This window comes from Sphingobacterium multivorum, assembly GCF_900457465.1.
Taxonomy (GTDB): domain Bacteria; phylum Bacteroidota; class Bacteroidia; order Sphingobacteriales; family Sphingobacteriaceae; genus Sphingobacterium; species Sphingobacterium multivorum.
Window position 1 is genome coordinate 2,095,507 of record NZ_UAUU01000011.1, and the last position, 12,769, is coordinate 2,108,275.

Below are 12,769 nucleotides of genomic sequence, written 5' to 3' on the forward strand. Positions count from 1 at the left end.
AGAAATTAGGATTCAACGTCTTCTAATAGACCTTCAATGATAAGGCTTCCAGTTGCGGGGTTTGTTGCCAAAGGGACATTGTAAAGATCACATACACGCATAAGCATTTGAATATCTGGTTCATGGGCATGTTTTCCTAGTGGATCGCGAAAGAAAATAATGCCGTCCACTTTTCTTTCGGCGGCTAAAGCTGCGATCTGTGCATCACCACCCATGGGGCCACTCAATTTCAATTCTACAGGCAGTCCTGTCTGCCTGACATAAGAGCCCGTAGTACCTGTGGCAATGATATTGGCGCGCTCCAATAATTCCTGGTGATCTTTGACAAATGCGACCATTTCAGGTTTTTTGCCGTCGTGGGCTATTAGTGCGATTGTTTTTTTCATCACAATATAATAATTTGTAAATAGTTGACATTGTTATAACAGCAGACCTTTCTGTAGTATAAGTATGTTATTTAAAAAATATGTATGAGATAATTATTGCTGCGATTACACCGGCTAATTCCGCTAATAATGCACATGGTAAAGCATGCCTAGTACGTTTTATGCCCACTGCACCAAAATATACGGCGAGGACATAAAAAGTAGTTTCTGTCGATCCTTGTATAACACAAGCAACCCTGGCAGCGAAATCCATTGGACCTTTGGCATTCATCAAATCGACCATAAGTCCACGTGCACCGGAGCCGCTGAGCGGTTTCATAAAGGCTACTGGTAAAGCGTCTACAAAGGATGTGTCTAGACCACATAATGCGATGGCTTCGGAAATTCCAGCGACCATATAGTCCATCGTTCCTGATGCTCTAAATACCGCAATACCAACAAGCATGGCGACAAGATAGGGGATTATTTTTACAGAAACTTCGAAGCCCTCTTTGGCACCTTCAATAAATGAATCGTACACATTTACTTTACGGAAAAGAGCCAAACCTATGAAAGAGGTAAATAAGCTGAATAAAATAACATTACCAAACACTTTGCTGAATATTTCAATTTCTGTTTGTTGCAGTCCCGAAAAGTAATAAAGTAGTCCACCGATAAATAATCCCATTGCACCCAGGTATCCTAGAATTACACGGTTAAATAAATTGATTTTTTGATAGATGGAAACGAGAATCAAAGCCACCAATGTGGAAAAGAAGGTTGCGATCAAAATTGGCAGAAATACATCTGAAGGGTCTGGAGCACCAGCTTCCTTCCGATAAGCCATAATTGAAATAGGCAATAGGGTTAAGCTAGATGCATTGAGGACAATAAACATGATCTGTGCATTGGTAGCGGTTTCCTTATTGGGGTTGAGCTCCTGGAGTTCCTTCATCGCTTTAAGGCCCAATGGCGTTGCCGCATTATCTAGTCCCAACGCATTAGCCGAGAAATTCATCAGAATTGAGCCAAGTGCCGGATGATTTCTGGGTATTTCCGGAAATAGTTTATGGAAAAAAGGGCCCACGATTTTTGCAAAAATATTGATCATACCGCCTTTCTCGCCAATTTTCATAATTCCAAGGGCAAAACTCATCATGCCGATCAGCCCTAAAGAGATTTCCGCCCCCGTTTTTGCACTGTCAAAGATTGAATTTACAATTTGCTGAAAGATTTCCGTATCTCCGAAAAAGATTAGTTTTACAAGGGCTACGGCAAATGTGATTAAAAAAAATGCAACCCAAACGTAGTTTAATGCCATATAGATTTAAAATATGCGTAAAAGTAATCTTTTAGAACTTATCCATCAACTGGCTCCATGGATTTTTCTTCTTATTTTGACTCTTTTCCTTAATGAGGTGTGCAACGATATAATCCAATGTATCCTCGTGCTCACTGATCATTTTATCGGATAGGGAAATCAACTTCTGTATATTATTGGGCGAGGCTGCATCTAGCGACGCATTGATACTAGACAAGTTGGAAGGCTCTATGCGCAGATAATTTTGTTGCTTGCCATTATTTTGGAATAGTTGCCGAATAAAAAATTCGGTACTCTCGGAAGATGCACTCGTCATAATGTCAACTAAAGCGGGGCCGATTTGTATAGCAAGTTTCTTCTTAAAATGTTCGTAGTTATAAGCTGTCTTTGATATTCCCGTACCTAAGGATACCATAAACATGTCGTTTATCTGCGTGCTGTTAAAAGCCTTTAAAACTTCAAGTAAACCACATATGGAGGGGTTTTGAGCAAACACACCGCCATCAATCAACGGATATCTTGTTTTTGAAAGGGAATAGATCTCTGCAACAGGAAAAAATGTGGGCGCAGCGGATGTCGCCTTGCAGACGTCTTTGAGGTAGAAATCCCGTGCTTCGCCATGCGTAATTGCTTTTTGCTGCCTGAAAAAATGATTTTTCCGTAATTCAATGTTATATGCAGTGATGATACATGGTTTGATAAGATGGCTCAATTGTGCATTTTGAAAATATTCATCCAGGACATTCGATAATGGATTCGACGAATACAGCTCACTGACCAGGCCAAATCCACTCAGAAATCGACGCCATTTGGAGGCCGTGAAAATTTCAGTTCCATGGTTGACGAATAAGTTTAACGCATCTCGAGCTGAAAATTTAGGATGCGCGGGATTGCCTTCTTCTGGATACAAGAGAATGCTCGTTAGAATTCCGCCGCTGCTTGTACCTGCAATAAAGTCAAAGTAGGAGGCAATCCGTGCATTAGGATCCATCGTCTGCTTTTGCAACTTCTCTTCGAGAGCCACAAGAACCATTGCAGGAATGATACCCCGGATACCACCGCCGTCAAGCGCGAGAATATTCTTCATAAGCTAAAAATTGATTTAGTTAACGATATGTAAATATAATAAATGTCTACAATTGGCAGGAGTCATATATTGGTGACAATTGTCAGCGATCCTGTGCTTCAATGCATAGCGAATCTATTTGTAAATACTTTTACAAATTTGCCCTAAACAAAAAAAGCTGCCTCAATAAAATTTGAGACAGCTTTTTTAGCTAGCATAGATACCGATTTAATTGAACCAAGCAAATACTTCGTCTTTCGTTGGCATATTGATATCCAGTTTAAGTTTTTTACGCATACCACCAAGGTCATTAAAAACCTTGTTCGGATTGGCTTCTTTTAAAGCTTCAATGGTTGTAAAGCCCATTTTTTGTAACGCGGGAACCCAGGCTGCAGGAATACCTTGTTCTTCATAATCTTTTATTTCTGCCACTTTGGCGACTTTTTCAGGTCTCATTTGTGGGAAGAAAAGAACTTCTTGGATTGACGCATTATCGGTCAAGAACATGATTAAACGGTCCATACCGATTCCAAGTCCAGAGGTCGGTGGCATTCCATATTCCAATGAACGAAGGAAATCCTGATCTATAAACATGGCTTCATCATCACCTTTTTCAGAAAGACGTAATTGATCTTCAAATCGTTCACGTTGATCAATTGGATCATTAAGTTCTGAATAAGCATTGGCAATCTCTTTTCCACAAACCATCAGCTCAAAACGCTCGGTTAAATCAGGATTATCTCTGTGTTTCTTCGTTAAAGGAGACATTTCTTTTGGATAATCCGTAATGAATGTCGGCTGGATGTAGTTTCCTTCACATTTTGCACCGAAAATTTCATCAATCAGTTTGCCTTTACCCATGGTTTCGTTTACATCGATGCCCATTCCTTTGGCAGCGATACGGATTTCTTCTTCAGATTTTCCAGTAATATCAAATCCAGTGAATTCCTTAATGGAATCTGTCATCGATATCCGTTTATATGGTGCTCTAAAGTCAATTTTTATGTTCACCGAAGGTTGCTTCAGTCGTACCATTTACAGCCAACGCACAATGTTCTAACAAACGTTCTGTAAAAATTCATCATCCAGTTGTAGTCTTTATAGGCTACATAAATTTCCATTGCGGTGAATTCCGGATTGTGGGTGCGGTCCATTCCTTCATTACGGAAGTTTTTAGAAAACTCGTATACACCATCAAATCCACCAACGATTAGTCTTTTTAGATAAAGCTCGTTGGCGATACGAAGATATAATGGAATATCTAAAGCATTATGATGCGTGATGAACGGACGTGCCGCGGCACCGCCTGGGATGGATTGCAGGACCGGTGTTTCTACTTCCATATAACCCGCATCGTTAAAGAACTGACGCATCGCATTGAAAAGCTTCGTACGTTTGATAAATATGTCTTTGTTACTTGGATTTACGATCAAATCTACATAACGCATTCTATAGCGTTGTTCTGGATCTGTAAAGGCATCAAAAGTTTTTACCTTCTGCCGATTTTACAACAGGTAGGGGGCGCAGCGATTTGGATAAAACAGTAAATTCTTCTACGTGTACTGCAATGGCCTCGGTTTGTGTCGTGAAGACATAGCCTTTGATACCAACGATATCGCCAATATCCAATAGCTTTTTGAAAACTACATTGTAAAGGTCTTTATTCTCATCAGGACAGACATCGTCACGCTTTATATAAGCTTGAATACGTCCGGTGGAGTCTTGAATTTCAAAAAATGAAGCACTACCCATCACACGACGACTCATGATACGTCCCGCAATGGTGATGTTCTTATAATTCAATTTATCTCTATCGTAATTTTCTAAAATATCAGCAGCATGTGCATTGACGACAAATTCGTTGGCTGGAAATGGATCAATTCCCATATCCAACAACGATTGCATCGCTTGTCTTCTAAGTTGTTCCTGTTCGGATAATACAGTACTCATTCGGTATGAATAATATTTAAAATGTGAAAATCACGCAAAAATAGCCATTTTTTTCAATTCTTTTTATGGATTTTTTTTGAAAACGCTGTAGCGAAAGGAAATGGCATTTCGTTATATGGATAAAAATAGTTAAATAGTGATATTATTACAAGGGGACATTCGGCTATTTGATGTTGAGTTTTATAATTTTAATTTCGTTATCTCCTCGAAAAAAACGTTCATCTTGAAGGGGAGAATTCGATAGATTGTTTACATGGCATATGTTATTGATTGCATATGAAAGGCAATTTGTCTAAGTTTGAAACTTAATAATTAAATGGTTTAAGTGGGTATAATTCGGTCATATTTTTATAACAAGAAGCTATCATCTTTACAGGATGCCTTAGAACGTTGCTTACGCGATCGTGAGGACGGCAAGGCCTTCGTTTATAAGAAGTATTATGGTTATCTCATGGCTATTATTATTCGTTATGTTAAGCAGGATGTGGACGCGGAAGAGCTTGTAAATGAAAGTTTTGTTCGGGTATTTCGGAAATTAGAATCATTTAATAGGGATATTGATGATGAAAATCTCGAAAAATCATTTAGAGCTTGGATAGGGCGAATTGCTGCCAATATTTCGATTGATTTTTTACGAAGTAAAAAGCAGTTTTATTCGGTTGAAGATTTGGGAGAAGGGGATATGCATACTCCTGCAGTACAATTGGACAGTCGACTAGAGGTCAATGAGATTATGCGTCTGCTCGATCAGCTCCCCGAAATTCAAAAAACTATTTTTAATCTCTATGAAATTGAGGGTTATTCGCATGATGAAATAGCCCAGATGCTTAACATACCAGATAGTACGTCAAGGACTTATCTGACGCGAGCGAAACAAAAACTTAGAAAATTATACTTGGATTATACAGGCGTAGTTCAAGAAATAAGATAAATAGTGTTGTTACGATGAAAGACAATAAGAAAAAGGAATTGATAGAAGAGATCATTGGACAATTAAAAGACCATGAACTACCTTATAAAGAAGGTTCCTGGGAGAAATTTGCCTCAAATTATGGCGTTTCAGCACATCGCTCCTCTAATTGGAAGTATTGGAGTGCTGCTGCGGCTGTGTTATTGTGTTTTGGTGTAGGATATTGGGGGCTAAAGACGAATGTGGAGACTGATTCACCTGCAGTCGTTTTAACACATCTGCCAGAACGAGAAGATGTGTTAGGTGATCATAAGGATTTAAAAGAATCGATACAGCGTTCGTTATCGGGTGTTACGGGCGATAGGATTGTAAGTGCAGAGGTATTATCAGCGAAGAAGCCCTATGCCTATTCTGTGCCAGGGGACCATTCAACTGAAAATTTGGACAATCACCACTTGGTATTGAGTACTGAGCAATTAATGCGGGGCCACGATGTGGCTGTATCAGCCGATTTAAGAAGGCTACAGTCCATGCAATTGAAAAATAATTCATTTTCAGCGCAGGTTGGTTTAACGGAAAGTGAAGCGGAACGGGCAAGCGCGTCAACAAATAACACGTTGACGAATAAAACCGTTATTGCATCGACCAATTCAGGGCTAATCCCGCCTGTTAATCAAACGCAACGTGACGCTGTAAAACTCGCGCAATTGTATGATGCGCAACAAGGGAGAACAAGAACTAGTGTTGTTCACACGAACATTCCTCAAGATAAAAAATGGGAAATGGGCGCTTTTGTATCCCCAGCCTCTACATCGGAAAGCATAACGCTCGGTGGTGGGGTCGCGCTAGCCTATAATATTTCGAGCAAAGTAAGTCTTCGTTCAGGAGCTTCCATTCAACATTATGGAGCTGTTTCGGGTAATTCACCCATCACTCCTGCAATGGGATCAAATTCTCTTAATGCAGATGCGCCAAATTATATTTCTCAATCGAATTTGAATAATTCCTTTGCGATGCGGGCAGCAGATGCAAAAGATGCAAAGAGTAATGAACGGGTTTCAGGTAAAATCCTAACAGTTGATATCCCATTGGATGTTAGATACGCGATAAACAAGAATTTCTATACCTCAGTCGGTGTATCCTATGTTGGTGTATTGGATCAGGAACGGGCAACGATCTATGAAACAAATAATACGGAGTACAGACAAAAATCTCAAGACAAAAATGTTGATGATAAAGGTGTGAACGGCTTTATTAATTTTTCAGTTGGTCGGAAACAGAAAGTTGGAAAATTATCCATTTCTGTAGAGCCTTATTATAAAGCTCCAATCGGAAATTTGAAATCATCCGATTTGAACTATAGCAACGGGGGAGTGAAAATAATTACTAGTTTTTAAATAGCATAATGTTATAAAAAAAGCCGCAGTAAGCTTGAAGTTTACTGCGGCTTTTTTTATAGTCTGCAAATTGGGGTTTATTAAATTTCATCAACGCGAACCCAACCCATTCCTGCGGCTTTCGCACCTTCAACTCCTGGGGTCCCGTCTTCGTAGACCAGGCATCTTTCCGGAGCAATATTCAATTGAGCAGCTGCCAAAAGAAAGGGTTGTGGTGAAGGTTTTCCCTCAGCTGTATCTCCAGCACAAACCAGTGTTTCCAAATCATCCCATACACCAATGGTGGTTAATGTCATGGATAAGGTTGTTCTGGTTCCTCCTGAAACGGCAGCGATGTGTTTTTTACCTTTCTGATATTTTAGATGTTCAACAACGTAATCTACAGGTTTCGTCTTGAAAACATACTCGTCTCGAAAAATAGTAGACTTTAGTGTGGAAAATTCTTGATAATCGAAATCTACCTCATAGCGTTTGCTGATTTCCTCTGCAACAGCCACAGTGGGCCATCCGGCAGTTTCATCAATCAAATTGACGTCCAACTCGACTCCGTATTGTTTGGCTGCAGCTTTATAGGCTTGTTTATGTGCGTCCATATTATCTGCCAGGGTACCATCGACATCAAATAATAGTGCGTCGTAGGATTCGGCAAGAAGGTTTAGTAATTCAAATTTTCGTTGTGATTCAGGTGACATATACTTTTAATAGTGAGCAGTAAAAATAAAAAAATATAATTGGACGAGCAAAAAAGAAGAGGCTGTCTCAAAAAGGCAGTCTCTTTTTTGCATTATCTAAGGTTTATTATTTGTTTTAACTGTTTGCTTTTCATATATTTATAGTGTAAGCAAAAAGGATATATGCCATCTCAAAGAGCTACTTTTAAGCCTTACTATCAGGACCAGATCATGGCCATTCCTCCAACTTTGGACGAACTGGTGTCCAAAGGTCATCCGGTACGTATCGTTAACGATGTAATCAACCGGATCAACATCCAGTCCCTATTGGACGCTTATAAGATAAAAGGCTGCTCCAGTTATCATCCGCAGATGTTGTTGAAAGTTTTGGTGTTTGGCTACGTAAGCAATGTCTACAGCAGTCGCAAATTGGAAACGGCGTGCCGGGAGAACATCAATTTCATGTGGCTGAGCGGCATGAGCTATCCCGACCACAATACCATCAACAGATTTCGAGGCGTTCGTTTGAAAGAAGCACTTCGTAGTGTATTTGAAGAAGTTGTCAAACTCCTATCCGAAGAAGGTCTGCTGAGTATAGAAGATGTTTACACCGATGGCACCAAGATTGAAGCCAATGCTAACAAATACACCTTTGTCTGGAAAAAAGCTATCCAGACCAATAAGGAGAAGATGAAAGCTGCCTTAAAAGATATTTGGGAATACGCCCAAAGTATCGCCAAAGCAGAGGACAACCTTCCGGAACCTCCCGATCTGACAACAATTGACCGCGAAAAAGTTCAGGCTACGGTCGATAACCTGAACCGGGTCTTGTCCGATAAACCTTCGGTAAGCAAGAAGATGAGGGCAAAGTTGCGCTATGCGACTAAAAACTACCCGGCCAAGATTGTTCAATATGAAGAGCAGGAAGTAACGCTTGGAGATAGAAATAGTTATAGCAAGACAGATCCCGATGCTACTTTTATGCGCATGAAAGAGGATCATATGAAAAATGGCCAGCTCAAACCAGGTTATAACATTCAGATATCTACTTCCAATCAATACATCGTCAATTACACCATACATCCCAACCCCACAGATACCACAACGCTACCCGGTCATCTGGCACAACATGAGGCGAGCTTTGGGGAAATACTGAAAACCATTACCGCAGATGCTGGCTATGGCAGCCAGGAGAACTATGCGTTACTAGAAGGGAAAAACATTGGGGCCTATGTGAAATATGGTATGTTTGACAAGGAGCAGAAAAAGAGTTATTCGGGCAAGAAGCCATTCTCCGTTGATAAACTACATTATAACCCTGCAAAAGATTGCTATATCTGTCCAATGGGACAGGAAATGAACTGCATAGGTCTATTTACACAAAAGACCTCCACAGGTTTCGAGCAAAAAATAAAAAGATATCAGGCAAAAAAACTGCACAAACTGCCCATTGAACGGTGCTTGCCACAAATCACAGGGCAATAGAATCATCCAGATAAATGAACAGCTTGAGGCTTATAAAGATAGAGCATACGGATTGCTTAACAGCGATGTCGGTATAGCCAAAAGAAAACAGCGATGTCACGATGTCGAACCAGTCTTTGGAAACATAAAACAGAACCACGGGTTCCGAAGATTTATGCTCCGCGGTAAGGAAAAAGTGTCCATAGAATGGGGTTTATTGGCTATAGCGCAAAATCTAAGGAAAAAAGCAGCTTAAATAGCTACTTTTTGTTCTTTTTCTTCCCAAATGAACAGTTCTGTGAAATAATCAACAACAACTCACAAATCTATCGCATAGCCATATTTAATAAAAAAGCTGCCTCAATAAATTTGAGACAGCTTCTTCTTGCTGTTAGCTCCGTGGGGATTCTTCACGGAGGCAGCGTATAATTAGTGTGAACTTAAATTTTTCGCTTTCTCTTCATCGAAATTCGCTTCTAATTCAGCCAATTTTTTCTTACCGTATGCCATACGTGTAATCACAACGAATAGTACCGGAACGATAAAGATCGCTAGGAGTGTGGCTGCAGTCATACCACCAAATACCGTCCAACCGATTGTTTGGCGAGAAATTGCTCCAGCTCCATGAGATAGCATCAATGGAATAATCCCCAAGATGAAGGCAAAGGACGTCATGATAATTGGGCGTAGACGCAATTTTACAGCATCTAATGTCGCTTCATAAAGGTTCATCCCGATATCAACCCGTTCCTTAGCAAACTCTACGATTAGAATCGCATTCTTGGCAGCAAGTCCAATGATGGTGACCAGACCAATCTGCGCATAGATGTTATTATCCAATGTAGGGATTAATGTTAGGGTTAATATGGCCCAAAATACACCTAAAGGAACAGATAATAAAATAGAGAATGGTACAGACCAACTTTCGTATAGTGCGGCTAAAAGCAAGAACACAAACAGGATACACAACGCAAAAATTTGGACAGTTTTTGATCCCGATTGCATCTCTTGCAGCGACAGACCGGAGAACTGATAGTCAAAACCTTCTGGTAATGTTTGTGCAGCTACTTCTTGTAAGGCTTTCAAAGCATCTCCTGATGAGTAACCAGGGCCGAACTACCATTGATCTCTACACTTCTAAAGATATTGTAGTGATTGATGATCGAAGGCATAGTCATCAATTCATACTTAACCAGCGTACCATCGGTACAGGGTTTCCCGACACATTATTGACATACAATTTGTTGATGTCTTCAATATTCATACGGTACGGGATATCAGCTTGTGTGACGACACGGTAACTACGACCATACTTTGTAAAATCATTCACATAGCTACTACCCAAATAGGATGATATCGTCGAATAAATACTGGAGATAGGCACGCCCATGCGTTTTGCCTGTTCGCGGTTCACTTCCAATTTGTAGTTGGGAGAGTTGGTATTAAATAGGGTATAAGCCATGCCAATTTCTGGACGTTGGTTGGCAGCCATCAAGAATTTGCCGACTGTCGCTTCGAAATCTTTGATATTTACCGTCTGTAAATCCTGTACCTGCATAGAGAAACCTCCAGATGTACCTAGACCCGGAATTGCTGGTGGCGTTACCGCCAACACCCTTGCTTTGGTATAGCCCTGGTATTTACCCATAATCATACCAGCGATATCGTTTGCCGTGCGTGTACGGGTTTCCCAAGGTTTAAGCGAAACGAACACTGTTGCACCATTGGATTTAAACGCGCGGTTCAAAATATTGATACCGGAAATTGCAGTAACATACTTGATTTCTGGAAATGTCTTGTGTAGATCGGCTTCAATCTCTTTAAGAACTTCATTTGTACGCGCAGAAGAAGAACCTTCTGGCAATGTAATACCGGCGAAAAATGCACCACCATCCTCTGAAGGAATAAATCCAGTTGGTTTGGTTGTAAACATCCAGCCTGTTCCGATAAAAATACACAACAGAATGATCAATACCAGTGGTGCTTTTTTGATAGCCTGTTTTACACCATTTGAGTACCTGATGGTCACTTTTTCAAACCAAATATTAAATTTGTAGAAAAATTTATTCAAACCTTTAGCGCCTTCATGTACTGCTGTCGGCTTTAATAAAATTGAACATAATGCCGGGGTTAACGAAAGTGCGATAAATGCAGACAGCATAACGGATACTGCAATGGTGATTGCAAACTGTTGATATAATTTACCAACCATTCCAGGGATAAAACCAACCGGAACGAATACTGCAGCCAAAATTAATGCAATTGCAATAACCGGAGCAGTGATATCGCCCATGGCACGACGTGTCGCTTCTTTTGCATCCAGCTTATAATGGTCGATATAGTGCTGGACGGCTTCCACCACAACGATGGCATCATCCACCACAATACCGATGGCCAATACAAAGGCAAGCATGGTCAGGTTGTTGACCGAAAAGCCAAACATTAGGAAAAAGATGAAAGTACCGATGATGGATACGGGGATTGCCAGTACGGGAATTAATGTTGCTCTCCAGCTTTGAAGGAAGAAAAATACCACGACCGTTACCAGAATCAATGCTTCAACCAAGGTGTGGATAACCGAAGAAATAGAGGCATTCACAACCGACACCGTCTCATAACTGATCGTATAATCTACATCCGTTGGAAAAGATTTCTTTAATTTTTCCAAAGCATCGACAATACCTTTTGCGGATTCTACGGCATTTCCTCCTGGGGTTTGATTGATCATCATCGCAGATGAAGTCATACCATTTACGGTAGATGATGTACCATAATTAAATTGACCCAATTCAACACGCGCAACATCCTTTAAGAGTACGATAGATCCATCTTTATTGGTTTTTACAACGATGTTTTCAAAGTCCTCGGGATTTGAAAGATCACTATCGGTAATGATCGGATATTCAAATACCGTCGAAGACTCTTGTGGACGTCCACCAACGCTACCACCAGGTATACGGGAGTTTTGTTCGGCAATTGCTGTGGATACATCAGCAGGAGTCATGCTCAGGTTGGCTAATTTATTTGCGTCAAGCCACACGCGCATCGAGAATGGTTGCCCGAAAGCCGTTACATCACCGACGCCTTTCACACGCAAAAGTGCATCTTTAACGTATAAGTTGTTGTAATTGGCCAAGAAATTTTCACTTCTAGTTCCTTTTGGTGAAGTTAAAGCAACCAACATCAAGATATCGTTATTGGCTTTACGGGTTGTAATCCCCAAACGTCTTACCGCTTCCGGAAGGGCTGGTTCAGCAATTCCTACGCGGTTTTGGACGTCTAAGGTCGCGATATCAATATCTGTTCCCACTTCAAAGGTCACGGTAATTGTTGCTTGACCATTTGACGTACTATTGGACGACATATAAATCATGCCAGGTGTACCATTGATCTGACTCTCAATAAGAGTAGTCACGGTTTGTTCAACCGTCTGTGCATCCGCTCCCGTGTAATTGGCTGTAACCGTTACTGTTGGAGGTGCAATAGAAGGATACTGGCTAATTGGCAATGTAGATACTGCAATGATCCCGATAATTGAAATCAATATCGAAATAACGATTGCGGTAACTGGCCTCTTAATAAATACTTCTGAAATCATTCTATATCTTTTAGATTCTCTTTAAAA

Annotated in this window: 6 protein-coding genes and 3 pseudogenes; 3 read left to right on the forward strand and 6 right to left on the reverse strand. The window is 40.5% G+C overall.

Going from position 1 to position 12,769, the window contains the following annotated elements; translation table 11 throughout:
- Positions 1-5: 5 nt before the first annotated feature.
- The 4 genes and pseudogenes from DTA23_RS26685 to lysS all read right to left on the reverse strand — a co-directional run bounded on the left by DTA23_RS26685 (position 6) and on the right by lysS (position 4,702).
- Entirely contained in the window at positions 6-386 is a 381-nt protein-coding gene (locus DTA23_RS26685) for a methylglyoxal synthase (protein ID WP_046673562.1), read from the reverse strand.
- Between the two features lie 67 nt (positions 387-453).
- Entirely contained in the window at positions 454-1,686 is a 1,233-nt protein-coding gene (locus tag DTA23_RS26690) for a nucleoside recognition domain-containing protein (RefSeq protein ID WP_112376495.1), read from the reverse strand.
- Between the two features lie 31 nt (positions 1,687-1,717).
- The gene (locus DTA23_RS26695; protein ID WP_112376496.1) at positions 1,718-2,773 is read right to left on the reverse strand and encodes a patatin-like phospholipase family protein; all 1,056 of its coding nucleotides are present in this window, start codon (positions 2,771-2,773) and stop codon (positions 1,718-1,720) included.
- 207 nt (positions 2,774-2,980) lie between these two features.
- Positions 2,981-4,702: pseudogene (gene lysS / locus DTA23_RS26700) on the reverse strand (lysine--tRNA ligase).
- Between the two features lie 325 nt (positions 4,703-5,027).
- Between lysS and DTA23_RS26705 the strand changes: the two are divergent.
- Positions 5,028-5,633 carry an RNA polymerase sigma factor gene (locus DTA23_RS26705; protein WP_046673558.1) on the forward strand — a complete coding sequence of 202 codons (606 nt, stop codon included), beginning with the start codon at positions 5,028-5,030 and terminating at the stop codon, positions 5,631-5,633.
- 14 nt (positions 5,634-5,647) lie between these two features.
- Positions 5,648-7,009, forward strand: coding sequence for a hypothetical protein (locus DTA23_RS26710; RefSeq protein ID WP_112376497.1), 1,362 nt, complete (start codon positions 5,648-5,650; stop codon positions 7,007-7,009).
- Between the two features lie 80 nt (positions 7,010-7,089).
- Here DTA23_RS26710 and DTA23_RS26715 read toward each other — a convergent pair whose 3' ends face one another.
- Entirely contained in the window at positions 7,090-7,701 is a 612-nt protein-coding gene (locus DTA23_RS26715) for an HAD family hydrolase (protein ID WP_070568850.1), read from the reverse strand.
- 162 nt (positions 7,702-7,863) lie between these two features.
- Between DTA23_RS26715 and DTA23_RS26720 the strand changes: the two are divergent.
- Positions 7,864-9,400 (forward strand): annotated as a pseudogene (locus DTA23_RS26720) (IS1182 family transposase).
- Positions 9,401-9,573: 173 nt separating this feature from the next.
- On the opposite strand, the pseudogene DTA23_RS26725 reads toward DTA23_RS26720, so the two are convergent.
- Positions 9,574-12,742 (reverse strand): annotated as a pseudogene (locus DTA23_RS26725) (efflux RND transporter permease subunit).
- Positions 12,743-12,769: the final 27 nt, after the last annotated feature.